Raw genomic sequence first — 25,026 nt, forward strand, 5'->3', positions numbered from 1 at the left:
ATGAAAATCTATGATCGTCCAGGCTTTCCGAACCCCACCCGCATCCGCATCGTGCTCGCGGAGAAGCAGCTCGAATCTCAGGTCGAGTTCATTCCGGTCGACCTGATTGGGGCCGAGCACAAGAGCCCTGCTTTCCTGCAAAAGAACCCCTCAGGCGTGCTGCCCGTGCTCGAGCTCGACGACGGCACCTTCATCTCCGAATCCACGGCCATCACCGAATATCTCGATCACCTCGACGGTCACCCGACGCTGACGGGGACGACGCCCAAGCAGAGAGCCCTGATCCATATGATGCAGCGGCGTGCGGAAGCCGAGCTGATCGATCCGGTCGGCGAATACTTCCATCACGCCACCCCCGGCCTTGGACCGCAGCTCCAGGCCTTCAAGAGCCTCGATTGGAACGGCCGGACCGAGTGGGGACGACGCCAGGGCGAACGCGCTCGTGCCGGGATGGCCTATTTCAACGCGGTGCTGGAGCGGCAGCCTTATGTCGCCGGAGACGCCTTCTCGATGGCAGACATCACCGTTTTTGCCGGTCTGATGTTCGCTGACGCTGCCGGCCTGACGATCCCCGACGACGCCTCCGCGCTTGTCGCGTGGCGCGCGCGAATTGCCGACCTGCCGAGTGTAAAGCATCGCAGCGGGCAGGCATTTCTCGCCGATGACGCGCGCCGTCTCGGCTTGTGATTGACGGAGGGCATTTCCGGGCACAAACGATGCTGATCCGCCGCCATGGGTGAGGCTCGACCTGTCGAGTCTCACCTTGCGCAGCGTTGAAAGATCGATGTTGGAGATGCAATGACAATTCTGGTCACCGGCAGCGCCGGCCACCTCGGGGAGGCCATTGTCCGGACGCTCCGGGGGCGCGAGTCACCTGTGCATGGGGTTGATTTAAAGAAATCGGAATTCACCGACGCCGTCGGCTCGATCACCGATCCGGACTTCGTCCGGAACCAGATGGCCGGGATCACGGCCGTCATTCACACCGCGACCCTGCACAAGCCGCATGTGGCGACCCATACCAAACAGGATTTCATCGACACCAACGTCACCGGCACGCTCAATTTGCTTGAGGCGGCCGCGGCCGTCGGCGTGACGAGCTTTGTTTTCACCAGCACCACCAGCGCATTCGGTTCCCAGCTTCGGCCGGAGGCAGGCCAGGCCGCGGTGTGGGTCACCGAGGACCTGCCGCCTATCCCTAAGAACATCTACGGCACCACCAAGCTGATGGCGGAAAATCTGTGCGAGCTGTTCTTTCGCGAGCGCGGGCTGCCCGTCCTCGTCTTGAGGACCTCGCGGTTCTTTCCGGAGGACGATGACGATCCCGCGCTGCGGTCTGCCTATCTGCCGGAGAACGTGCAGGCCAACGAATTGCTCTATCGCCGGCTGGATATAGCGGATGCGGTGAACGCCCATCTGCGCGCCGCGGCGCGTGCGCCGGAGATTCGGTTTCGCCCGCTATATCGTCTCGGCTACAACCCCGTTCGAGCGGCATCATCTCGCGGCGCTAGTGCGTGATGCGGTGGGCATGGTGCAGGCGCTCTATCCCGGCTGCGAGCAGCTCTATGCGGCGCGCGGCTGGCGCCTGTTCCCTGAGATCGACCGTGTCTATGTCAACGATCGGGCCCGGCGCGAGCTGGGCTGGCATCCGGAATTCGATTTCGCCCATGTGCTGCGCAGCCTTTGCGACGGCCGCGACTTTCGCAGCGCGCTGGCGCGCGAGGTCGGATCGAAGGGCTACCACGCTACGGCGTTCGACGACGGCCCTTATCCCGTCGCCTCGTAATCGCCGCGATTGCTGCCTGCAAATTAGTCGGGGGTCGTTTCGATTCCGCGTTGCAGCGAGATCGCTGTCGTCGCGGCGTTCGCCTCCAGAGAAAATCCGTCTCAATTTTTATTGAGCGCAACCGCAGTGCGCGTGACGCGCTTCTCACTGCTCGCAGATGTGCTAACCTTTTTGCGTCTGCCTCTCGACAGACTCCGAACTTCGCCTCTCGACTAGCCAAAACAAAATAATGTGCAGCCCTGACGGCTGCCTTAGGGGAGTGACGCGATGAAATTCCATCAATCCATCTTGGCGCTTGCGGCCGTGGCCCTTCTTGCGGGGACCAGCGTCGCCAGTGCGCAACAGCAGGACAAGAACCGGGTCCTGAAGAAATACGAATCCGGCACAAAGGAGTTCTGGACCCATCCGCCGGATGACTGGTTCCTCGGCGACGAAACCGAGGCGCAGAAGGGCCTGGCGCCGCCCTCGGGTCCGCCGACCGGCGCGTCCGACGCCGAGCTCGCCAACATCGTCAAGAAGATCAAGCTGCCTGCGGGCTTCAAGATCGATGTCTATGCCTCGGGCGTGCTGGCCGCGCGGCAGATGGCCTGGGGTGACAAGGGCACGCTGTTCGTCGGCTCGTTCGGCCTCGGCAACGTCTATGCCATCACCGACAATGGCGGGAAGAAGGAGGTCAAGACCATCCTCAAGGGCCTGAACATGCCCACCGGTCTCGCCTTCAAGGACGGGGCGCTCTACGTCATCGCCGTCGACAAGCTGATCCGCTACGACAACGCCGAAGCCAATCTGGACAAGCTCGGCGACGGCAAGGTGGTGTATGACGACATGCCGTCCTATGCCGCGCATGGCTGGAAGTACCTCGCGGCCGACAAGGACGGATGGTTCTACATTCCGTTCGGACCCCCCTTCAACGTCGGCGTCCCCCCGACCAGCGTCTCGCAGATCCGGCGAGTCGATCCCAAGACCGGCAATGCCGAAGTCTACGCGCTCGGCGTTCGCAACTCGGTCGGTGGCGACGTCGATCCGCGCAGCGGCAAATACTGGTTCACCGAGAACGCGCGTGACTGGATCAGCGACGATCTGCCCAGCGACAAGCTGAACATGATCTCGAAGATCGGCGAGCACTTCGGCTATCCCTACTGCCACCAGGGTGACCTGCCGGATCCGAAGTTCGCGATGGGCCACAAGTGCTCCGAGTTCACGCCGCCCGTGCTGAATCTCGGCGCCCACGTCGCTCCGCTCGGCATGAAGTTCTATACCGGCGACCAATTCCCCGCCGAGTACAAGAACAACATCCTGATCGCCGAGCACGGCTCCTGGAATCGCCACAAGTACCAGGGCGGCCGCATCGTGCGCGTGATCGTCGGGCCCGACGGCAAGAACCCCAAGCAGGAGGTGTTCGCCTCTGGCTGGATCGAAGGCGACCAGGGCTATCTCGGCCGTCCCGACGACATCATCCTCGCCAAGGATGGCTCGATCCTCGTTGCCGACGACTGGGCCGGCGCGATCTACCGCATCAGCTACAAGAAGTAGCGCGCGACAACAATGAGGCTGCGGTGGCCTGCGAGGCGGCCGCAGCCTCTTTTCGTTTCAAATTCGCACGCTGTCATTCCGGATTGCGCGTCGCTTGCGCGCAGGTCCGGAACCCATAACCCCGAATGTTGGTTATGGATTCCAGGCTCGCCTTTCAGGCGCCCTGGAGTGACGAATCCGTCAGAGTGGAATTCTCATCATGCGCCGGCTATTCATTTCGCACGCAATCAGCGCGGCTGCGCTCCTCGCGCTCGGCGCTCTCTCCGCAAGCGCCGCCGACAATGCCGCCGTCCAGGAGAAGGCTGCCGTCTGTTCCGGCTGCCACGGCGAGAACGGCATCTCACAGACCGAGAACATCCCCTCGCTGGCCGGTCAGCCCGATCAGTACATCCAGTGGCAGCTCGTGTTCTTCCGTGCCGGTTCACGCAAGAACGAGCAGATGCAGCCAATCGCCGCCGAGATCACCAACGAAGACATTCGAAGTCTCGGCGCGTATTTCGCTGCGATGACGCCGCCGAAGGGTCCGGAAGACAACGACCCCGATCTCTCGAAGAAAGGCCAGCAGGCCGCCGCGGGCCGTCGCTGCGCCTCATGCCACACCGATTCCTTCGCCGGTACAAAAGCAGTGGCGCGCCTTGCCGGCCAGCGCGAGGAATATCTGGTGAAGGCATTGAATGACTACAAAACGAGTCAGCGCGTTGGTGGTGCAGGCGCCGCCATGGCAGACGTCGCCTATTCCATGAGCGAGGAAGAGATCGCCGCGATCGCGCATTACGTGGCGCATTTGCAGTAGCGGAAGGTGTAGCCACAAACTTCGCCGGGACGACAGTAACTACCCCGCTCGCTGCTTCTCGTACGCCTTCAAATGCGTATATGCGATGCGCAGCTTCGGCACCGGGACCTTGGCCGCATCAGCTCGCGCGATGAGGTCGCCGATCACGTGATCGGCTTCGACCGGGAAACCTGCCTTGACGTCACGGAACATCGAAGCCGTCATCGGCGAGCCCTCGGTCGTCAGATTGCCCTTTACCCGCTCGAAGAACGGGCCGCCCGGCGTGTAGCCGGAAGCCGTCGCGATCGCGCTGGTCTCGTCTAACATGCCGAGCAGGAAATCTCGGCCGCCGGGGGCGGCCAGGATGTTGCCGACGGAGGTGCGCATCAGGCTCGTGGACGCCGCGAGCGAAGACAGGAACACCCACTTCTCCCACATGTCCTGCATGATGTTCTGGCTGGCGGTGGCACCAACGATGCCGCTCTTGAAGGCCTCGTCGATCGCCTTGACCCGATCCGACAGATTGCCGTCGCGCTCGCCGTAATTGATCGACTGCATCGGCTGGAGCTGTACCACTTCGCGCTTCTCGTTCAGTGTCGCAGCGATGGCGCAGAGGCCCCCGAGCACGCGCTCCGTGCCGAACTTGGCATCTAGCGTGTCGAGATGCTTCATGCCGTTGAGCATCGGAATGATGGCGGTGTTCGGCCCAACCGCAGCCGCGAACGACTTGATGGCGTCGTCGAGGTCGAACGCCTTGCAGCTGAGCAGCACGACATCGAATTTTTCCTTGAGCGCGTCGGCCTGAACGGTCGGTGGGTTTTTCAAGGTCACGTCGCCGTTCGGGCTCTTGATGACGAGGCCGGCGCTCGCAAGCTCGGCGGCGCGTCGCGGCCGGACCAGGAAGGTGACGTCGCGGCCGGCTTGCAACAGCCTGCCACCAAAATAGCCGCCGATGGCGCCGGCGCCGACCACGAGGATACGCATGGGATTGTCCTTATTATTGCTATTGGCGGTCTCTCTATAGTCTTCATTGCGAGCGAAGCGAAGCAATCCAGAATGGTACCGCGATCACATTCTGTCGCCGAGGAACGAAGGGCTATTTCTCCAGCACCATCTCCTCGACCTCGCGCAGTTGCTCCTTGCCGAAGAACATCTCGTTGCCGACGAAGAAGGTCGGCGAGCCGAAGGCACCCCGGGCGACGGCCTCGTCAGTGTTCTTGATCAGCTTGCCCTTGACCTCGGGCTCTTGCGCGCGGGCGAACAGTTTTTGGGCATCGAGGCCGGAAGATGCGAGCGCCTTGGCGGCGACTTCCGGATCGTCCATCTTCTTCGGCTCGCGCCACATGTGGTGGAAGGCGGCCTCGACATATTTCTCGAAGACGCCCTCGGCCTGTGCGGCGATCGCGGTGCGCATCAGGTTCAGCGTGTTGACTGGGAAAAAAGGATTCATGACATAAGCCGGCACCTTGAAGCGCTTGACGAAGCGCTCGGTCTCGACCGCCTGGAATTCGCGCTTGTTCTTGATGCCGGCGAGCGTCTCGGCCGGCGACTTGTTGTTGGTCGATTTGAAGATGCCGCCGAGCAGGATCGGCACATACTCGAACTTCACGCCGATCCGCTTTTCGATCGCCGGGATCGCCAGATGGCTGAGATAGGCGTTCGGGCTGCCGAAATCGAACAGGAATTGCGGGGCTGTGCGGGTCAAAATCGTCCTCCCTGACATCGCTTTTTGGCATTGTGGCGCAGGGTGCGCCACAGGTCCATCGTTTAATGACGGTCATAATACTTTGACAGCTCCGTCAGATCAGACGCCGGATCGCGCGCTTGCGCCACACCAGCAGGTAATAGCCCATCTGCAAAATGAACATGGCGCAGAACACGATCGGATAGGCCGCCCACACGCCCTTCAGCCCGACCGTGCGGCCCAGGATCACCGCGGCCGGCAGCTCGATCGCGATGATGGCGAAGATCGACAGCAGCATCGGTGTCAACGCCGCGCCGGCTGCACGCATTGCGCCAGAAAACACAGTGGCCAGACCGAACGGCACCGAGCTCCACAGGGCGATGCGGAGCAATCCGTTTGCCAGTTCGAGCACGTCGCTATCGGTGATGAAAATTCCGAGCACGGCACGTGGCGCGAGATAGATCAACGCCACCAGCCCGCCGGTCAGCACGAGGTTGAACGCAAGGCCGGTGCGCACGATGCCGTCCAGCCGCGCCCTGTCGCCACCGCCGATGGCCTGCGCGCCCAAGATCGAGACCGTGATCGAGATCGATATCGCCGTGAACTGCGTATAGCCCATCACCTGGTTGACCGCGCCATAGGCCGCGGTGGCCTCGGACCCGAAGCTGTTGACGAGGCCGAGCAGCACCAGCTCGGCGATCGCCATCACCACCATGCCGACCGCGCTCGGCAATCCGATGCCGAGGATTTTTCCGAGCACAGCGCCATTGAGCCGCAGGTGACGCAAAAGTGCGGCGTCCGGTGCGAGCGCGTGCTTCTTGCGCAGCAGATAGGCGGCCAGCGCGACCAGTGTCAGCGCGTTGGAGATTGCAGCCGCCCATGCTGGGCTGGTGATACCAACCGCCGGCAATCCGAACGTGCCGCGAATTAGCATCGGCGTCAGGATCAGGCCGATCACAGTCGATAGCGCCAGCGCCAGCAGCGGGGTGAGCACGTCACCTACGCCGCGGATCATCGCTGTCATCAACAGGAACACGAAGCCGAGCGGCATCGTCAGCAGCATGATGCGCGCGTAGTCGCTGGCCTGGTCGAGAATGTCGGCGGGCGTGGCGAGCGCCATCATCAATTGACGGCTGAACAGACCGCCGATGATCGCAACCGATATCGAGAGCAGCAGGCCGACCGCGAGCGTCGTACCCACGATGATCTTTATTCGGCCGTGCTCACCCGCGCCAAAAGCCTGGCCGATCAGCACCGTGGCGCCGGTGCTCAGGCCCATGACGAAGGCGAACAGGAAGAAAAACACCGGGAAGAATGTCGAGACTGCCGCGAGCGCATCCACGCCGATCATCTGGCCGAGATAGACGTTGCTGACGGTGCCGAACAGCGATTGCAGCGCGTTGCTCAGCATCAACGGTGCGAGGAAGCGGAGGAACGTTTTCCAGAGCGGTTTGGGGGCGGACATGGATTTGCCTTTCATCAGGCGTGCGAAGCCATTGCCGCGCAATGCGCGGCTCGGCCGTCGATGGGGGTTGTGTGAGAGTGGTGCGCCTAGGCGCGGTCGCTATAGGCGAGCTTGACGATGTGGTCGCGGATGTCGGCGGGCCAGTCGGCGATCAATCCGGTGAAGCGGCGCCGGTCATCCGCAAACAGCGCGCGCGAGGCTTCCTCGAACTGCGAGAGGTTGCCGGCCATGGTCGACATGAAGTGATAGGCCGCATCGCGCGCCTGGCGCTCCCGGTCCTTGTCGCCGGACAGGCGCCGGGCCTCCTCGACGAGCTTTCGCAGCGCGACGGACGCGCCGCCGGGCCGGCTGTTCAGCCATTCCCAGTGTCGCGGCAGCAGCGTGACCTCGCGTGCGACCACGCCAAGCTTCGGCCGGCCGCGGCCGCGCGGCTCGCTCGCTGGTGCGGTTTCCTCAACTGGGGGCGGGACAAGTTTCGCCAATCGCCCCAGCACCTCGCGATCGCCGCCGCGCAGATCGAAGTCGATCGATCGGCCCGTGTCGTCCTCGAAGATGATGATGGGCTCGTCCGGCCGTGGCGCCATCCGCTTGACGACCAGCGCGACCTCTCCTGCCGACCCGGACGCCAGGCGGCGCGGGCCCTGAAAAGCGGTGAAAGTCCTTTGCATCGAAATCATTGCCATATTGGTGACGTTGGCTTTTTAATACCCGGGTAAATTCATCTCGTCAATATACCCGGGTGAAATTATCCCTCCGGGTGGCTCGACATCGCACGTTCGGGCTGGCACGAACGGCCCAGCCGATCGACCACGCCTAGTCTGGGGACCACACCGATGCTGACCGTTCATCACCTCAACAATTCACGTTCGCAGCGGGTGCTGTGGCTGCTCGAGGAGTTGGGCGTTCCGTACGAGATCGTGCGCTACCAGCGCCAGCCGGACATGCGCGCGCCGAAGGAGCTGCGCGCCATCCATCCGCTCGGCAAATCGCCGGTGATCACCGACAATGGCAACACCATCGCCGAGTCAGGTGCGATCATCGAATATCTCATCGCGACCTATGGCAACGGCCGGCTGATCCCGCCGCCGAACACGCCGGAGCGGCTGCGCTTCACCTATTGGCTGCACTACGCGGAAGGCTCCGCGATGTCGCCGCTGTTGCTGAAGCTCTTGTTCACGCTGATGCCGAAGCGCGCGCCCGCGCTGCTACGCCCGCTGGTGCGCAAGGTCTCGAACCAGGCCCTGACCGCGATGGTCAATCCGCAGCTCAAGCAGCACATGGATTATTGGGAAGGCGAGCTCGGAAAGACCGAGTGGTTTGCCGGCAATGAATTCACCGCCGCCGATATCCAGATGAGCTTTCCGCTTGAAGCAGCCCAAGCGCGCGGCGGCCTCGAGCAGGGCCATCCCAAGGCGATGGCGTTCCTGGAGCGCATCCATGCGCGGCCGGCCTATAGCCGCGCGCTGGAAAAGGGCGGGCCGTATCAGGTGGGGCGGTAAGCTTCCTCACCGCCCCGGGATGACCGTACGCCACTAGTCCGCGTGCAGCACGCGGCCGCGCGTCTCCGGCAGCGCGAAGGCTGCGATGAAGAACAGCGCGTAAGCCGCCACCGCGAACATCGCGATTGCATTCGCGAGCGACGTCGAGGCCGAGAGCGCACCGACGAGGAACGGAAACAGCGCGCCGATGCCGCGGCCGAAATTGTAGCAAAAGCCCTGGCCCGAGCCGCGCAGCCGCGTCGGATAGAGCTCGGTGAGGAACGCGCCGATACCGGAGAAATAGCCCGAGGCGAAGAAGCCGAGCGGGAAGCCGAGCACCCACAGGATCTCGTTGGTGAGAGGCAGCTGCGTGTAGAGCAGCACCACGGCCATGGCGCCGATCGAGAAGGTCAGGAACAAATTGCGCCGTCCTATCCGGTCGGCGAGCCAGGCACCGGTGAGATAACCGATGAACGAGCCGATGATCAGCGTCGAGAGGTAGCCGGTCGAGCTGACGACCGACAGATGCCGTTCCTTGGTCAGGAATTGCGGTACCCAGAAGGTGACGGCGTAGTAGCCGCCCTGGCAGCCCGTCGCCATCAGCGATGCCAAAATCGTGGTCTTCAGGATCGGGCCGGAAAAGATCTCCCAGAGCGCCGGACGATCGCCGCTCGCGGCCTGTTTTGCGCGCGCTTCAACCGCGATCACCGGCTCGGTGACGGAGCGGCGGATGTAGAACACCAAGAGCGCCGGCAGCGCACCGATCACGAACATCCAGCGCCACGCCGTCTCCGGCGGCAAAGCCGAGAACAGGATTGCCTGCGACAGCACCGCAAGGCCCCAGCCGACCGCCCAGCCTGATTGCACCGAGCCGACCGCGCGCCCGCGATATTGCGGCCGGATCGCCTCGCCCATCAGCACGGCGCCCGCGGCCCATTCGCCGCCGAAGCCGAGGCCCAGCACCGCGCGTGCGATCAAAAGCTGCTCGAAATTCTGCACGACCGCGCAGACCAGCGAGAAGACCGAGAACCAGATGATAGTGATCTGGAGCGTCCTGACCCGGCCGATATGGTCGGAGAGATAGCCGCCGAACCAGCCGCCGATGGCAGAGGCCAGCAGCGTCACCGTGCCGGCAAGACCCGCCGAGGCCGCATCGACCTTCCACAGTGCGATGATGGTGCCGATCACCAGCGGGTAGATCATGAAGTCCATGCCGTCGAGCGCCCAGCCCGCCGCGCAGGCCCAGAACGTCCGCCGCTCCGGCGCATTCATGTCGCGATAGAAGGCGAGAAGGCTGGTGTCCTCGATCTCGGCGCGTTCGATGCGCTGCGATGAATCGGCTGTGCTCATGTGCGTTTCCCCGGCAATTTCCCGTGTTCGGCGGTGGTAGCATGCGCGGCGGCCAGCGCAAGCCGGCGTGCTGTGCAGCGGTCAGGTTACTGTCCCGCCGCTTCGGCGCCGCGGGTGCGCGGATCGGGCGCGCCGAGTGGTCCGTTCGGCGTCACCGCGATCGAGTTGGCGGAGGTTTGTCCCATCGGCTCGACGATAAGATGGTCCATCGCCTTCAGCTCGAACAGCACATCGTCGGGAAAGCCGCGCTCGACACGCACCTCGTCCGGCAGCCATTGATGATGCAGCCGCGGCGCCGCAACGGCGGCGGCAACGTCCATCCTGTAGTCGAGCACATTGACGATCACCTGGAGTACGGTCGAGATGATGCGGCTGCCGCCGGGCGAGCCCGTCACCAGCACCGGCTTGCCGTCCTTCAGCACGATGGTCGGCGACATCGAGGACAGCGGACGCTTGCCGGGTCCGGGCAGATTGGGCTCGTAGCCGACGAGGCCGTAGGCGTTGGAAGCGCCGACCGCCGCGGTGAAATCGTCGAGCTCGTTGTTGAGCAGCACGCCGGTACCCTCGGCGACGAGGCCGACGCCATAGCTGAAATTCAGCGTGTAGGTGTTGCTGACGGCGTTGCCGCGGCTGTCGACGACCGAGTAATGCGTGGTGTTGCTGCCTTCGCGCGGCGAGGTCGCGGTGGCAACGAGATCCTTTGACGGCGTGGCGCGATCGGTGGAGATGCCGGCGCGCAGCTTGGCAGCGTAGTCCTTCGCAGTGAGGGTCTCGATCGGCGCGTTGACGAAGGCGGGATCGCCGAGATAGCGGGCACGGTCGGCGTAGGCGCGCTTCATGGCCTCGATAAGCAGATGCAGCGACGCAGGCGAGCCCTGCTTGAGGTCCGCGAGCGGTAGGCCTTCGAGGATGTTGAGCGTCTCCACCAGCACCACGCCGCCGGAGGACGGCAGCGGCATCGAGACGATGTCATAGCCGCGATAGCTGCCACGCACCGGCGCCCGGATCACGGCCTGGTAAGCCTTCAGATCGGCTGATGTCATGATGCCGCCGGCGTCGGACACGGCCTTGGCGAGTCTGTCCGCGACCGGGCCTTCATAGAAACCGCGCGGGCCTTGTGCGGCGACGCTCGCCAGCGTGTCGGCGAGGTCGCTCTGGACCAGCCTGTCGCCCTCGCCGAACGGCTTGCCATCAGGCTTCGAGAAAATTTTGGCCGATGATGGCCAGTGCGACAGCCGTGGGTATAGGCCCGGCAAGGTGTCGGCGATGTCGTCGCTGACGACAAACCCATCACGCGCAAGCGCGATCGCAGGTTCGAGCAATTGCGCCAGCGTGAAATGGCCCGAGCCGTATCTCTCAAGCGCCAAAGCAAGGCCCGCGACGGTGCCGGGCACACCGACACCGAGCGCGGAATCGCGCGACTTCGCCGCATCAGGCTTGCCGTCGAGGCCGAGGAAGATCTGCGGCGTGGTCGCCGCCGGTGCGGTCTCGCGATAGTCGATCGCGATGTCCTCGTTGCGCTCGGCGGAATGGATCAGCATGAAGCCGCCGCCGCCGATATTGCCGGCGCGCGGATAAGTCACCGCCATGGCAAAGCCGGTCGCGACCGCGGCGTCGACGGCATTGCCGCCGCGTCGAAGGATGTCGGCACCGACTTGTGCCGCTATCTTCTCCTGCGCCACCACCATGCCGTGCTCGGCGGGAACGGCATGCACCGTGTCGAGGGCGGGCGGGATGTAGGTCCGACGTGCATCCTGTGCGGTCGCGGATGCAAGACCAAACGCCAGAGTGGCGATAAGTGCGAAAAATGTCCGCCGTGTCGAAAATGACGCCATCATCAAATTTCCGCCGGGGCTTCGGGCCAACTCACGCGCATCGCTATAATGCTATACGGTTTGCGCTAAGAGAGGCAAAACTGTTTGTGAAGAGGACTGCGTGATGACGACGATCGCCTCGGATGCGCGCATGGCCGGCGCGCAGCGGACCTATCCGCCGCGCGCCGCCGTCATCAGCTGGATCTTCTTCGATTGGGCCGCGCAGCCCTATTTCACGCTGATCACGACCTTCGTGTTCGCGCCCTATTTCGCCACCAGCATCGCGCCAGATGCTGCCACCGGACAATCGCTCTGGGGTTTTGCGATGGCCGCTGCGGGCCTGGCGATCGCGCTGTTGTCGCCGGTGCTCGGGGCCATCGCAGATGCCTCGGGCCGCCGAAAGCCCTGGATCGCCGCGTTCGGCGCACTGCTGGTGGTGGCGTCCTGCACGCTGTGGATCGGCAAGCCTGGCGATCCCACCATCATTCCGCCGCTGCTCACGGCGGTTGCGCTTGCCAGCGTCGGTGCGGAATTCGCCACAGTCTTCAACAATGCGATGATGCCAACCTTGGTGCCGCCGGAGCGCATCGGCCGGCTCTCCGGCACCGGCTGGGCCACGGGTTACATTGGCGGCATCGTCAGCCTGATCATCGTGCTCGGCTTCTTCGCCGCCAATCCCGAGACCGGACGCACGCTGCTCGGCTTCACGCCGCTGTTCGGACTCGATCCCGCCACCCACCAGGGCGACCGCGCCGCGGGGCCGTTGACGGGGCTGTGGTTCATCATCTTCGTGACGCCGATGTTCCTGTTCACGCCGGATTATCCGGCTAAGCGCCCGCTGCACGCGGCATTGCGCCAAGGCCTCTCCGAGCTGAAGCAATCGCTGAAGAGTTTGCCGGAGCAGAAGTCGCTCGCAGCGTTTCTGCTTGCCAACATGATCTACACCGATGGTCTGGTGTCGCTGTTCGCCTTCGGCGGCATCTACGCCGCTGGCACCTTCGGCTGGCACACGATCCAGATCGGTACGTTTGGAATTATCCTCGCCATCGCCGGCACCTTCGGCGCCTGGCTTGGCGGCAAGCTCGACGATTTCCTCGGACCGAAGCGCGTCATCGCCGGCAGCTTGCTGATCCTGCTGCTCTCGGTGGCGGCGATTCTTCTGGTCGACAAGGACAGTGTCCTGTTCGTCAAGGTCGCGCCGCCCGAGCCGGGCGCTGCCATGTTCTCGAGCGCGGCCGAACGTGCCTACGTGATCCTGGGCTGCCTGATCGGCGCGGCTGGTGGCCCGCTTCAGGCGGCATCACGCACGCTACTGATCCGTCTCGCACCGAAGGACCGCATCGCGCAGTACTTTGGCTTGTTCGCGTTGACCGGAAAGGTGACGTCCTTCATCGGGCCGCTGCTGATCGGCGTGATCACTGCGGCGACTGCGAGCCAGAAGGCCGGCATGGCCGTGCTGGTGGTGTTCTTCGTCGCAGGATTCGCGCTGCTGATGCGGGTGCGGGAAGAACAAAACTCGGCTGTCGTCCCGGCGAAGGCCGGGACCCATACCGCGTGATCTCTCGGTGGCGCGACGCGGCTAGTACCGCAGACCAAACCACGTCCTGTGGTTATGGGTCCCGGCCTTCGCCGGGACGACCCGTGGAGGGTTTAGGGCTTAGTGCCGGAAGTGCCGCGTTCCCGTGAACACCATCGCGATGCCGTGCTCGTCGGCGGCCTTGATTACCTCGTCGTCGCGCATCGAGCCACCGGGCTGCACCACGGCGGTGGCGCCGGCTTCGATGCAGGCGAGCATGCCGTCAGCGAAGGGGAAGAATGCATCCGAGGCCACCACGGAGCCCTTGGTGAGCGGCTCGGCAAGCTTCAACTCATTGGCTGCATCCAGCGCCTTGCGCGCCGCGATCCGCGCTGAATCGACCCGGCTCATCTGGCCCGCGCCGATGCCGACGGTGGCGAGATCCCTGGCGTAGATGATGGTGTTGGACTTGACGTGCTTTGCAACCCGGAACGCAAACTTCAGGTCGCGCATTTCAGCGTCGGTCGGCGCGCGCTTGGTCACGACCTTGAATGTCATGTCATCGACCACGGCGTTGTCGCGGCTCTGCACGAGAAGACCGCCGGCCACCGTCTTCGCGGTGAGGCCCGGCGCGCGCGGATCGGGCAGGCTGCCGGCGAGCAGCAGGCGCAGATTCTTGCGTGCGCCGATGATGGCGATCGCCTCTTCGCTGGCGTCGGGCGCGATGATCACCTCGGTGAAGATCTTCGTGATCTCGCGCGCAGTGTCGGCATCGAGTGCGCGGTTCATCGCGATGATGCCGCCGAACGCCGAAGTCGAATCGCAGGCGAGCGCCTTGCGATAGGCGCTGACGAGGTCGGAGCCTTCCGCGACGCCGCAGGGATTGGCGTGCTTGACGATGACGCAGGCTGCGGTGCGCTTGGCGTCGAACTCGCCGATGCATTCATAGGCCGCATCGGTGTCGTTGATGTTGTTGTAGGAGAGCTCCTTGCCCTGCAATTGCCGCGCAGTCGAGACGCCCGGGCGCTTGTCCGGCGTCGCATAGAACGCCGCGGTCTGGTGCGGGTTCTCGCCATAGCGCAGCGACTGGATCAGTCTGCCGCCGAAGGCACGGAAGTCGGGTGCGTCGATCTCGAGCTGCCGGTTGAACCAGTTCGAGATTGCGGCATCATACGCACCCGTGCGCGCATAGGCCTTTGCGGCAAGCCGCCGGCGCAGTTTTAGCGTGGTCGCGCCGTTGTTGGCAGCGAGCTCGTCAAGCACCGCCTGATAGTCCTGGGCTTCCACAACGACGGCGACGTCGTCATGGTTCTTCGCCGCGGCGCGGATCATCGCGGGGCCGCCGATGTCGATGTTCTCGATGCAATCCTCGAAGCCTGCGCCTTTGTCGACGGTCGCCTCGAACGGATAGAGGTTGACGACGAGGAGGTCGATCGGCGCGATGCCATGCGCCTTCATCGCCTCCGCATGGTCCTTGTTGTCGCGGATCGCGAGCAGGCCGCCATGCACCTTCGGATGCAGCGTCTTGACGCGGCCATCCATCATCTCGGGGAAACCGGTGAGCTCGGAGACGTCTTTTACCTTGAGGCCGGCCGCGGCAATCGCCTTGGCGGTGCCGCCGGTGGAAACGAGCTCGACGCCATGCGCGGCAAGCGCTGTCGCGAATTCGATCAGGCCGGTTTTGTCGGAGACGGAAAGCAGGGCGCGGGTGACGCGGCGGGGATGGTCAGTCATGAGCAAGATCCTCTGTCTTAAGAAGTGTCTATGCCCAGGCGCGCGGCAGATATGTCCCGCGCTTCCCGATGGTGCTCCATCCAAGGTCGCCAGTCGCGCGAGCGAGGGCTCGATAGCAGTTTTCGACGTCCTTCACAACGATCAGATAGGGCTGAATCGCGCGTTTACAGCGGAAGTTCCGGCTCGCGCCGGGCGTTGCGGCGGGCATTGGTGACAGCCGGAGAAGCCGTGGAGCGGACAAAGCTCCAGCGGACCGAAGGCGCCTGACGCGCATCCTGCCGAATGACAATCTGGGCAGTGCGGCGGGGACCGTCATTGCCGGCCAAAAACACGCTGTCCTCGAGATCGACCTTGTCGTCGAGCGCCTCGAAGGTCCAGACGTCGCGGTTTGGCAGAACCAGCATGACGCCGCGCGCGTCCGACAAACGGCTCGCCTTCACTGCCGGATGCAGATGGAAGCGCACCGCGAAATCGGCGTCAGTGCCTTTGAGGCGCGCGCCTTGCGGCGGTGACAGCGTGTCCTCTCCGTCGATCCGCCCGCCGTCATTGGCGATCATCAGCACGCGGCGATGGATCACGCCGAACTTGGCGAGGTAGCCGTCATGCGAGGTCGTGAGCAGCGTGCCGTCCTGCACGACTTCGCGGTAGCTCTCGACCTCGACGGGGCCGCTGGTGACGGGCGAGCCATGCAGCAGGCGTTTCATCGCCGACATTTCCACGAACTGGCACGACGAAGTCTCGTGATAGGTCAGTGTCGAATGCGCTGCCGTGCCGCGCGCGAACGGCCGCCAATTGTCGCGGCCCGTGGTCGGCATGCCGCAATTGGTGACGATGCGGCTGATACCCGAGGACAATTCGAACGACAGGCAGCCGGCATGGGCGTCATGGCTGACGCCGGCCGGCGGCGGCGGGCCGGTGTCGATGATCAGCGTGGTCTGGCCGGCATCGAGGCGCTGGAAGCCGGTATGCGGCATGTTCGCCATCGGCGTGCCGTGGGTGTCATCATAGGCGAGCAGCGTGGCGAGCAGGTCCGAAGGCGTCGCGCTCATGCCGTTGAACAGCGCGAAATTGCCGTCGCCATGCCGGAAGAAGCGAAGCATCGGCATCATGCGGTCGATCGCGTTGAGCAGTGCCGGCGGCGGCGCGATGTTGCGCGCGGCAAAGGTCTGCCGCAGCGGCAACAGGTCGATCAGGAGCTCGATCAGCGCGCCCGGATTGCGCGAGATATGCCCTCCATCGGGGAGAATCTGACGCTGCAACTCGTCGGAGAGCTTTTTCGACGCGCTGCGGATGTGACTCCCCTGGTTGGCGAGGCAGAGTGTCGTGTAGCACAGTGCGATCAGCACCTGGAGCTTCGGCACTCCGTCCGGGATGTTGACCATGGTGTAGCGCAGGAAACGGATCTCGCGCGCCAGCGCACGCAGATAGCGGCGGTAGAATTTGTTGTCGGTGTCGTTGAGCACCAGCGGCGCCTGCGACAACAGCGAGATCACGCGACGCGCCAGCACGTCGGCGCGACGCGCGACGGGGCGGCGCTTGTTGGCGGGGTTGGAAATCCAGTCCTCGACCAGCGCCCGCGCATTCGCCCGCGTCAGCGCCGTGTCGGCGGCGCGCAGATGCCGCAGCCAGCCGAAGCCGAGCAGCGCGACCTCCCAATCCTCCGACGGTGGATCGAGATCGAAGATCGAGCGGCCGTGGCAGTTGACGATCTTGCCGGCGAAGACGAAGCGCCCGGCATAGATCTCGGCGGCGCGCGTCGCATCCGCCGTGCGCAGATCATGCGGCGCGATGATCAGACGGTCGGTACGGCCGGGCCAGACCCGCGACAGCGCGACAGAACCGCCGCTCGCGCGCGCGAGCATGTTCCGCGCGAAGCGGTTCATCACCAGCGTCGAGATACGTCTGCGTTGAGCGACCGACACGCCTTGCCTTGAAGGGGGAGAGGATTCCGACGAATCCTTATTAATCCCAAAATCGAACGGCTGACACCACCTTGAAACGCTCCGAATCAGGGTCGCGGCAGCAAAATCCGGTGCAAAATCAGGATTTAACGAGTCGCGCCGCGAAAAATCCGTCGAGCCCGCCGAGCTTCGGGTCGTCGTGCGGCAGATGGCTCGGCAGGGTGCGCAGGTCGCCGTCGGCGGTGATGAGCTCGCCGAGCCCGGAGACCTCGCCAGCCTCGATCGGCACGCGACGTAGCGCAGGCTCCGCAGCAAGCAGCGTAGCGATCGCCTGCTCGCCCTCTTCGGGTTCCAGCGAACAGGTGCAGTAGACCAGCGTCCCGCCGGGCTTGAGCAGCGGGATCGATTTTCGCAGCAGCCGCTGCTGGAGCACGGTCATCGCGGCGATGTCGGATTCCTGCCGGAGCCAGGATACGTCGGGATGGCGGCGGATGGTCCCGGTCGAGGTGCAGGGCGCATCGATCAGGATACCGTCAAAACCGTCGGCCGGACCCGCCCATTCGACGGCGTCGGCGACGACAGTCTCGGCCTGGAGCGACAGCCGCGACAGATTCTCGCGCAGGCGCGCCACCCGGGCCGGCGATCGATCGATCGCCGTGACCTGCGCGCCGGCCTGCGCCAGTTGGGCGGTCTTGCCGCCGGGTGCGGCGCAGAGATCGGCGATGGATTTGCCTTTGATGTCGCCGAACAGCCTGGCCGGCAGCGCGGCGGCGGCGTCCTGCACCCACCATTGTCCTTCGGTGAAGCCGGGCAGCATCGTTACCGCGCCGTGCAGCACCGTGCGTACCGATCCGGTCGACAGAACTTCGCCGTGCAGTCGGCTCGCCCATTGCTCGGCGTCCGATTTCACGGTGAGATCGAGCGAAGGCTCGTGGCCGAGCGCGAGCGCCATGTCTCTTGCGACGGTCTCGCCGTAATGTGCGCTCCAGCGCGCCAGCAGCCAGGGCGGCAGGTCCAGCGATTGCGCGGTGACTTCTTCCACCAGCGCCTTGCCCTCGCGCGCGCAGCGGCGCAGCACGGCATTGACGAGGCCGGCATAGCGCGCGGCGCGCCGGTCGGACTGTACCAGGCGGACCGAGAGATCGACCGCGGCGTGATCGGGCACGTCCATCCAGAGGATCTGGGCGGCGCCGATCAGCAGCGCGCTCTGCGCGCGCGGTGCGTCGGACGGGATGCCCTTGTCGAGCAGGCGCGACAGCACATGGCCGAGCGTGCCCAGCCGGCGCAGGATGGTCGCGACCAGTCGCCGCATCAGCGCGCGGTCGCGGTCGGCCAGCGTCTTCAGTCCAGGATGGGCGCCGGAGCCGTCGAGCTGCTCGTCGAGCGTGCGGTGTTTGTGGAGCACGCCGTCGACAATGTCGGCAGCGATGCGCCGTGCCGCGAGACCTGGCACTTCGGATGGAGGGGCAAAACGTTGAGATGGCATGCGGAAGCAAGGTTCTGAGCGAGCGGCAGTTCCGCCGATAGGGGCGCATGCCTTGAGAACGGCAGCTGTGGCATGCGAATATGCCAAATGTAAGAATGGCCTCTGGTGTTTGCAGCCCTTCGCCGCCATTTCAGCAATGCGTTATTGGACGTCGCGCAGCCTCCGATCCTGCGCTAGGAGCCCAGACGATGAACGACCAGCCCGCTCCCGATCGCAAGTCCTTGCCGCCGGCTGCCCAGCGCGCGCTGGCCGAAGCCGAGGCGCGCCGACAGGCCGCGGCGGATCACGCCAAGGACGGTGCAAAGGCGGCACCGAAGGAATTGCAGGGCCCGAAGGGACCCGAACCCACGCGCTACGGCGACTGGGAACGCAAAGGCATCGCCTCGGACTTTTGACGCTCTGATTCTCTAAGGGCTCACTTGCCGGTCCGGCCGACTCAGCCATAGCGTGCGCGGATGTCGCGCTTCGACCCCAGTCATCCATATCGGCCTTCGTACAACGGCTCACCGTTCGGCCGTCGCTTCTCAGGGTTGCTGCCCTGGATGTTTGTGGTCGGAATCGTGGTGGCGGTCGTGCTCACCTTCCGGCACGGGACCAACTGGCCCGTCCCGCATGTGACGGATGGTCAATCGCGAGATGCCGAGATCATCCTCCAGCAGTCCGGCAACGCGGACGTCCGCCAGCCGGTCGACGTCATCCGCACCATCGACGGCGACACCTTTCTCGCCCGCGTGCATCAGCGTGACGGCCGCGACCTCGTCGCGCGCGTTCGCCTGCGCGGCATCGATGCACCCGAGATGAAGGCGTCCTGTCAGGAGGAATTGGACAAGGCGGAAGCGGCAACCGACGCGCTGCGTGCGCTGCTCGGCCAGGGCGGCGTGGTTATCTACAATCTCGGCTCCGAAAAATACGGGCGCGTCCTTGCGGACGTCGCGACCAAGCGCACTGCCAACGTCTCGGCCTTGCTGCTCGTGGGCGGTTATGCGCGCAGCTACAATGGCGGTCATCGCGATGGCTGGTGCGCGCGGGGCTGGCGGTTCTGGTAACAAAAAAGCCGCGTCGAGTGACGCGGCTTTCGTTGTCCTGATCCGATCCTGGCGATCAGCGCGCCACGACCACCGTCGTGCCGACGGAGACGCGGCTGTAGAGATCGGTGATGTCGTCGTTGAGCATGCGGATGCAGCCATAGGAGACGAAGCCGCCAACCGAGCCCGGCACGTTGGTGCCGTGGATGGCATATTCGCCGCCGGCCAGCGTCATCGCCGCGACGCCCATCGGATTGCGCGGCGAGCCGCCCGGGATGACGTCCGGAAGCTGCGGCTTGTCGCGCTTCACCTCGGCGGGCGGCGACCAGGCCGGGTTAAGGTACTTGCCGTCGATGCGGGTGGTGCCGGCCCACTGCTTGCCGGACTTGCCGACGCCGACTGGGTAGCGGACGGCGTGACCGTCATCGAGAATGAGATAGAGCCGCCGCTCATTGGTTTTGACCACGATGGTGCCCGGCGAATAGTCGGCGACGTGTGTCCCCACCATTTCCGGCCGCGCCTGCGCCGCCGTCGACATCAAGACCCCTGCCCCGACGGTGGCGGCCAGCGCCACAGCAACCTTCATCGACATCGATACTTCCCCTTGCCCCAAACGGATCGTTCAAAATGACGCAGAACCCGGCAATCGCTGCCTCGCCCACCTATTCTTAACCGCACCTGTTAACCGGATGGTTTCCAAGCGCGGCCGCCGAGGGCCAGCCAGCGGGGGGAAGAGAGGAAATGTTCGAAATAAAGTAAATGACTTGAAAACAACACTCGGCGGGAAAGAGGCGGGCGAGCCGGCCCGCTCCCTGACAAGTGCGTGAGGGACGCGAACGGCGGTTATTTCGGGAGGGGCAGATTGTCTCCGTGTCCCGGACGCGCGGTAGCACCCAGCAATGCTGCGCAGAGCCGGGACCCACGAGACCACGCGTTACGCCGCTGGATGGGCCCCGCCTCAGCAGCGCACCGCGAAGTGAGCGTTGCGCTGCGTCCGGGGCACGAGAGCCTCTTACGCCGACTTCCGGTTCTGCCGGTTCTGGACGAGATCATCGACCACAGCGGGATCGGCGAGCGTCGAGGTGTCGCCGAGGCTGCCGGGCTCGTCCTCGGCGATCTTGCGCAGGATGCGGCGCATGATCTTGCCGGAGCGGGTCTTCGGAAGGCTCGGGGCGAACTGGATCTGGTCGGGCGAGGCGATCGGGCCGATCTCCTTGCGCACCCAGGTCACGAGTTCCTTGCGCAGCTCGTCGGTCGGTTCGACGCCGGCCATCAGGGTCACATAGGCATAGATGCCCTGCCCCTTGATGTCGTGCGGGAAACCGACCACGGCGGCCTCCGACACCTTCTCATGTGCGACGAGTGCGCTCTCGACTTCTGCAGTGCCCATGCGATGGCCGGAGACGTTGATGACATCATCGACGCGGCCGGTGATCCAGTAATAGCCATCGGCGTCGCGCCGGCAGCCATCGCCGGTGAAGTACTTGCCCTTGTAGGTCGAGAAATAGGTCTGCTCGAAACGGGCGTGATCGCCATAGACCGTGCGCATCTGGCCCGGCCATGACCGCGTCAGGCACAGATTGCCGGATGTCTCGCCGTCCAGAACCTTGCCGTCGGCGTCGACGATCTCCGGCACCACGCCGAAGAACGGCTGCGTCGCCGAGCCCGGCTTGAGCTTCGTCGCGCCCGGCAGTGGCGTGATCAGAATGCCGCCGGTCTCGGTCTGCCACCAGGTATCGACGATCGGGCAGCGGTCGTCGCCGACGACGCGGTGATACCACTCCCAGGCTTCGGGATTGATCGGCTCGCCAACCGAGCCGAGCAGGCGCAAGCTTGCGCGCGAGGTCTTCTTCACGGGCTCGTCGCCCGACTGCATCAGCGCGCGAATCGCGGTCGGCGCGGTGTAGAAGATATTGACCTTGTGCTTGTCGATCACGTTCCAGAACCGCGAATTATCCGGATAATTCGGCACGCCCTCGAACATCAGCGTGGTCGCGCCGTTGGCCAGCGGTCCGTAGAGAATGTAGCTGTGGCCGGTGACCCAGCCGACATCGGCGGTGCACCAGTAGATGTCGCCGTCGTGATAGTCGAAGACGTATTGATGCGTCATCGCGGCGAACACGAGATAGCCGGCTGACGTGTGCAGCACACCCTTGGGCTGGCCGGTCGAGCCCGACGTGTAGAGAATGAACAGCGGGTCCTCCGCGTGCATGTGCTCGGCCGGGCATTCCGTCGTCACCATCGCGGCGGCGTCGTGATACCAGAGGTCGCGGGTCGGGTTCATGTCGACCTTGCCGCCGGTGCGCTTGACCACGACGACCCAGTCGACGCCATCGGCCTTGGCGAGCGCGGCGTCGACATTGGCCTTCAGCGGCACCTTCTTGCCGCCGCGCAGGCCTTCGTCGGCGGTGATGATGACCTTGGATTCGCAGTCGTTGATGCGCTGGGCGAGGCTGTCCGGTGAGAAGCCGGCGAACACCACGGAATGGACGGCGCCGATCCGCGCGCAGGCCAGCATCGCGTATGCCGCTTCCGGAATCATCGGCAGGTAGATGGTGACGCGGTCGCCCTTCTTGACGTTGCGGGTGCGCAGGATGTTGGCCATCCGGCAGACCTCGTCGTGCAGCTCCTTGTACGTGATGTGCTTTGACTGCGAGGGATCGTCGCCTTCCCAGATGATCGCGGTCTGGTGGGCGCGCTTGTGCAGATGACGGTCGATGCAATTATGGGCGACGTTGAGGACGCCGTCCTCGAACCATTTGATCGAAATGTTGCCGGGCGCGAAGGAAACGTTCTCGATCTTCGTCGGCGCCTTCATCCAGTCGACGCGCTTGGCCTGTTCGGCCCAGAAGGCGTTCGGGTCCGAGATCGAGCGGGCGTACATTTCCTTGTACTTGGACTGATCGACCCAGGCGCGCTTCGCCCACTCCGCCGGGACGTCGTAGATCTTCTCGGACATGTTTCCCTCCACATACAGCAAGCCGAACCCAAGCGACTGGCAAGCGATTTGATCATTGAACCGATTATGCGTCCGCCTAACCGGGCGCGACAAGGAGCACAAGCTGGACCTTCGGTGATCGGCCGGCCATGCGGCGGATCAAGCCGTCCGGGCCGGCTGTCGCAAATCTGAAACAGGCCGCCTGCCGCCTTTCGGCTCTTTACCCAAATCTCCGGAATAGGCCCGCGCAGAGCCCCCATGCGATCCTCGGTGGTATTTAGAGACCGCTCCTCACTGATTCGGGACTCGCAATGCCGTTCGGAACACCCTAAATGGCCAACCCGGGCCCGGAGAGACCCTTGGAACAAAAATCAGAACAGCGGCATTGACCGATAACAGGCAGGGCTAAGGCATAAGACTATGATGGATCAGCAGAATCTCGGGACGATCCGGCCCGCTTCGGCCGATCCGACCGCTATCGCGCTGGCCAAAGCCCTCGGACAATGGCCGAAACCGGCCGCATCGAGGCGTCCGAGCCCGAAAAAGGTCTTCGATACGGCTTCCCCGACCTCTGTGGAGGCGATCGCCAAGGAGCTGGGCCTGCGGCTCGGCGACCAGAACGAGCTGACCATCCGCCGCATCAAGCGCGGCAAGGGCTATTCGTTCGTCCGTGGCAACGGCGCGCATGTCCGCGACGCCCGTACCATCCGTCGGCTGCACGCCATGGCGGTGCCCCCGGCCTATCGCGAAGTCCGCTACTCGGCCGATCCGAGCACGCATCTCCAGGCGGTGGGACGCGATGCCGCGGGCCGGCTGCAATACCGCTATCACGCTGACTGGGAGAAGGTCCGCGAGCACCGCAAGGCGCATCGTCTGGAAAAGCTCGTCGGCGCGTTGCCAAAGATCCGGCGCAAGGTTTCTGCGTTCCTGTCGGGCGACGAGCCGACGCGCGAGTTCGCGCTCTCGGCCGTGATCGAGCTGATCGCGCGGACCGCGATCCGCCCCGGCAATGAATCCTACGCCCGCCTCAATGGCACCCGCGGCGCCACTACGATGCTGAAATCCAACGTCTCGCTCGAAGATGATTCGTTGGTGCTGACCTTCAAGGCGAAGGGCGGCAAAGCGGTGCGCAAAGAGTGCGACGCTGCCAAGCTGGTGCGCGCCATTGGCATTCTGCGCAGTGTCCCCGGCAAGCGCATGTTCCAATATCGCGATGCCTATGGCATCGTGCGCGCGGTCAGCACCACGCAGGTCAACGCCTTCCTGCGCGAGATCGCCGGCATCAAGATTTCGCTGAAGGATTTCCGTACGCTGATGGCATCCGCCGTCGTGGTGGAATCGCTGTCGCGGATCACGCCGGCGACCAGCCAGCGCGGCCGCAAGAAGCAGGTACTCGACGCGATCCGCGCCGCAGCCGACCAGCTCTCCAACACGCCGGCGATCTGCCGCAAGAGCTACGTCCACGACACCATCGTCACCGCCTTCGAGGACGGCATCCTCGAACGCTTTGCCGCGACCATGAAGGGCCAGCGCTCGCAAGCCAGGCGCGAGCAGCTTTTGCAGCAGGTGGTGGCGACCGCGGCGGTCTAGAAATCAGGTCGGCGGCGGTTCGCCAGGATTGCTCTTCGCGGGATCCTTGTCGTTCACCTGCCCGCGGAGCCGGTCGCGTTCCGACTTTACGAAGTCGTTGTCGGGTACAAGCGTTGCCGCACTTTCCAGCGCCACCAGCGCGTCGCGTGGCTTACCGGTGGTTTCGAGAATCACAGCACGTGCCAGCAGTCCGCGCGGATCTTTCGGCGCGCGCTTGCTGAACTCGTCGAAGTCCCGCAAGGCGGCGTCATAACTCTCCTGCGCCTGCTGGGCCTCGCCGCGCGCCAGATAATAGTCGGAACTGTTGGGCTGGCGCCGGATCGCTTCGTTCAGATCGGTGAGCGCCTTGGCGTAGTCCTTCAGCCGCAGATGGGCGAAGCCGCGATAATAGTACGCGACGGCCGCCGGCCCCCAGGGCGTCGGCATGCCGACCGATTTGTTCAGGTCTTGAAGCGCGGCATCGTAATCGCCGCGGGTCATGTAGATCCAGGCGCGGTCGTTGAGGGCCGCGGCGTAATCGGGCTGAATCTTCAGCGCGGCATTGAAGTCCGACATCGCACTGTCAGGCTGTTTGTCGCGTTGCATGAAGCCGCGTTGCGTATAGACCGACGCCAGCCGCGAGCCCGATATCTTGCCTCCGTCGATCACCCTCGTGCAGGCGCTCTCCGAAGCCTCGCCGCGATTGGCAAAGCAGCTCATCACCTCAAGGTCCACCGGATTGATCGTCGTCGTCTTGACAGGCGTTGCTTGAGATGTTGCCGGCTTCTGCGCGATCGGCTTGGCCCAGCTTCCGGTGCTGCCCCAGGCGCCGGTGTTGGCCGGCTTGCTCATGAGGATCCAGCCGGTGACCAGCACGGCCATCGCAATGGGCCATGCATACCAGGACCACCGATACCAGGGATCGATGCTCCACAATGCACCGTGAAGTGCCGCGATGCGTGCCGTTATATTCAT

At 64.3% G+C, this 25,026-nt stretch carries 20 protein-coding genes, 1 pseudogene and 1 riboswitch; of the genes and pseudogenes, 9 read left to right on the plus strand and 12 right to left on the minus strand.

Annotation, left to right across the window (positions count from 1 at the left end; all coding sequences use genetic code 11):
* The 4 genes and pseudogenes from ACPPVR_RS01550 (at position 1) to ACPPVR_RS01565 (ending at position 4,112) form a co-directional block, all read left to right on the plus strand.
* Positions 1 to 687: a glutathione S-transferase family protein gene (locus ACPPVR_RS01550; protein ID WP_426612542.1), complete on the plus strand. Its 687-nt coding sequence runs from the start codon at positions 1 to 3 to the stop codon at positions 685 to 687.
* A gap of 111 nt (positions 688 to 798) precedes the next feature.
* A pseudogene (locus tag ACPPVR_RS01555) lies at positions 799 to 1,786 on the plus strand (NAD-dependent epimerase/dehydratase family protein).
* 267 nt (positions 1,787 to 2,053) lie between these two features.
* The gene (locus ACPPVR_RS01560) at positions 2,054 to 3,319 is read left to right on the plus strand and encodes a PQQ-dependent sugar dehydrogenase (protein ID WP_426612543.1); all 1,266 of its coding nucleotides are present in this window, start codon (positions 2,054 to 2,056) and stop codon (positions 3,317 to 3,319) included.
* Between the two features lie 199 nt (positions 3,320 to 3,518).
* Positions 3,519 to 4,112 carry a c-type cytochrome gene (locus ACPPVR_RS01565; RefSeq protein ID WP_426612544.1) on the plus strand — a complete coding sequence of 198 codons (594 nt, stop codon included), beginning with the start codon at positions 3,519 to 3,521 and terminating at the stop codon, positions 4,110 to 4,112.
* A 39-nt stretch (positions 4,113 to 4,151) separates the two neighbouring features.
* Here ACPPVR_RS01565 and panE read toward each other — a convergent pair whose 3' ends face one another.
* From panE to ACPPVR_RS01585, 4 genes are all read right to left on the minus strand, one after another.
* Positions 4,152 to 5,075 carry a 2-dehydropantoate 2-reductase gene (gene panE / locus ACPPVR_RS01570; protein ID WP_426612545.1) on the minus strand — a complete coding sequence of 308 codons (924 nt, stop codon included), beginning with the start codon at positions 5,073 to 5,075 and terminating at the stop codon, positions 4,152 to 4,154.
* 112 nt (positions 5,076 to 5,187) lie between these two features.
* Positions 5,188 to 5,796, minus strand: coding sequence for a 2-hydroxychromene-2-carboxylate isomerase (locus tag ACPPVR_RS01575; RefSeq protein ID WP_426612546.1), 609 nt, complete (start codon positions 5,794 to 5,796; stop codon positions 5,188 to 5,190).
* Between the two features lie 94 nt (positions 5,797 to 5,890).
* Positions 5,891 to 7,240 (minus strand): MATE family efflux transporter, encoded by a 1,350-nt coding sequence (locus ACPPVR_RS01580; RefSeq protein ID WP_426612547.1) that lies wholly within the window; start codon positions 7,238 to 7,240, stop codon positions 5,891 to 5,893.
* Positions 7,241 to 7,326: 86 nt separating this feature from the next.
* The gene (locus ACPPVR_RS01585; protein WP_426612548.1) at positions 7,327 to 7,923 is read right to left on the minus strand and encodes a DUF2239 family protein; all 597 of its coding nucleotides are present in this window, start codon (positions 7,921 to 7,923) and stop codon (positions 7,327 to 7,329) included.
* A 150-nt stretch (positions 7,924 to 8,073) separates the two neighbouring features.
* Between ACPPVR_RS01585 and ACPPVR_RS01590 the strand changes: the two genes are divergently transcribed.
* Complete coding sequence (locus ACPPVR_RS01590; RefSeq protein WP_426612549.1) at positions 8,074 to 8,739, plus strand: glutathione S-transferase family protein; 666 nt, start codon at positions 8,074 to 8,076, stop codon at positions 8,737 to 8,739.
* 33 nt (positions 8,740 to 8,772) lie between these two features.
* Here the strand turns inward: ACPPVR_RS01590 and ACPPVR_RS01595 are convergent, their stop codons facing one another.
* Positions 8,773 to 10,068 (minus strand): MFS transporter, encoded by a 1,296-nt coding sequence (locus ACPPVR_RS01595; RefSeq protein ID WP_426612550.1) that lies wholly within the window; start codon positions 10,066 to 10,068, stop codon positions 8,773 to 8,775.
* Positions 10,069 to 10,154: 86 nt separating this feature from the next.
* The gene (gene ggt / locus ACPPVR_RS01600; protein ID WP_426612551.1) at positions 10,155 to 11,906 is read right to left on the minus strand and encodes a gamma-glutamyltransferase; all 1,752 of its coding nucleotides are present in this window, start codon (positions 11,904 to 11,906) and stop codon (positions 10,155 to 10,157) included.
* Positions 11,907 to 12,006: 100 nt separating this feature from the next.
* Here ggt and ACPPVR_RS01605 point away from each other — a divergent pair, with 100 nt between their 5' ends.
* Positions 12,007 to 13,440, plus strand: coding sequence for an MFS transporter (locus tag ACPPVR_RS01605; protein WP_426612552.1), 1,434 nt, complete (start codon positions 12,007 to 12,009; stop codon positions 13,438 to 13,440).
* A 99-nt stretch (positions 13,441 to 13,539) separates the two neighbouring features.
* Here the strand turns inward: ACPPVR_RS01605 and purH are convergent, their stop codons facing one another.
* The 3 genes from purH to ACPPVR_RS01620 all read right to left on the minus strand — a co-directional run bounded on the left by purH (position 13,540) and on the right by ACPPVR_RS01620 (position 18,519).
* Positions 13,540 to 15,132: a bifunctional phosphoribosylaminoimidazolecarboxamide formyltransferase/IMP cyclohydrolase gene (purH, locus tag ACPPVR_RS01610; protein ID WP_426612553.1), complete on the minus strand. Its 1,593-nt coding sequence runs from the start codon at positions 15,130 to 15,132 to the stop codon at positions 13,540 to 13,542.
* Between the two features lie 25 nt (positions 15,133 to 15,157).
* Positions 15,158 to 15,239, minus strand: a riboswitch (ZMP/ZTP riboswitch).
* 57 nt (positions 15,240 to 15,296) lie between these two features.
* Positions 15,297 to 17,015, minus strand: a complete 1,719-nt coding sequence (locus ACPPVR_RS01615) for a heparinase II/III family protein (protein WP_426616304.1) — start codon at positions 17,013 to 17,015, stop codon at positions 15,297 to 15,299.
* 157 nt (positions 17,016 to 17,172) lie between these two features.
* Positions 17,173 to 18,519, minus strand: coding sequence for an RsmB/NOP family class I SAM-dependent RNA methyltransferase (locus ACPPVR_RS01620; protein ID WP_426612554.1), 1,347 nt, complete (start codon positions 18,517 to 18,519; stop codon positions 17,173 to 17,175).
* 188 nt (positions 18,520 to 18,707) lie between these two features.
* Here ACPPVR_RS01620 and ACPPVR_RS01625 point away from each other — a divergent pair, with 188 nt between their 5' ends.
* Both ACPPVR_RS01625 and ACPPVR_RS01630 read left to right on the plus strand, forming a co-directional pair.
* Complete coding sequence (locus ACPPVR_RS01625; protein ID WP_426612555.1) at positions 18,708 to 18,914, plus strand: DUF1674 domain-containing protein; 207 nt, start codon at positions 18,708 to 18,710, stop codon at positions 18,912 to 18,914.
* A gap of 60 nt (positions 18,915 to 18,974) precedes the next feature.
* Positions 18,975 to 19,565, plus strand: coding sequence for a thermonuclease family protein (locus tag ACPPVR_RS01630; RefSeq protein WP_426612556.1), 591 nt, complete (start codon positions 18,975 to 18,977; stop codon positions 19,563 to 19,565).
* A 55-nt stretch (positions 19,566 to 19,620) separates the two neighbouring features.
* Here ACPPVR_RS01630 and ACPPVR_RS01635 read toward each other — a convergent pair whose 3' ends face one another.
* Together ACPPVR_RS01635 and acs are read right to left on the minus strand one after the other, a co-directional pair.
* Positions 19,621 to 20,136: a L,D-transpeptidase gene (locus ACPPVR_RS01635; RefSeq protein ID WP_426612557.1), complete on the minus strand. Its 516-nt coding sequence runs from the start codon at positions 20,134 to 20,136 to the stop codon at positions 19,621 to 19,623.
* A 420-nt stretch (positions 20,137 to 20,556) separates the two neighbouring features.
* Entirely contained in the window at positions 20,557 to 22,503 is a 1,947-nt protein-coding gene (gene acs / locus ACPPVR_RS01640; RefSeq protein ID WP_426612558.1) for an acetate--CoA ligase, read from the minus strand.
* 399 nt (positions 22,504 to 22,902) lie between these two features.
* Here acs and ACPPVR_RS01645 point away from each other — a divergent pair, with 399 nt between their 5' ends.
* Complete coding sequence (locus ACPPVR_RS01645) at positions 22,903 to 24,072, plus strand: DNA topoisomerase IB (RefSeq protein WP_426612559.1); 1,170 nt, start codon at positions 22,903 to 22,905, stop codon at positions 24,070 to 24,072.
* Between the two features lie 3 nt (positions 24,073 to 24,075).
* Here the strand turns inward: ACPPVR_RS01645 and ACPPVR_RS01650 are convergent, their stop codons facing one another.
* Positions 24,076 to 25,026: a tetratricopeptide repeat protein gene (locus ACPPVR_RS01650; protein WP_426612560.1), complete on the minus strand. Its 951-nt coding sequence runs from the start codon at positions 25,024 to 25,026 to the stop codon at positions 24,076 to 24,078.

The organism is Bradyrhizobium sp. McL0616, assembly GCF_049993385.1.
In the GTDB taxonomy this organism is placed as follows: Bacteria; Pseudomonadota; Alphaproteobacteria; order Rhizobiales; family Xanthobacteraceae; genus Bradyrhizobium.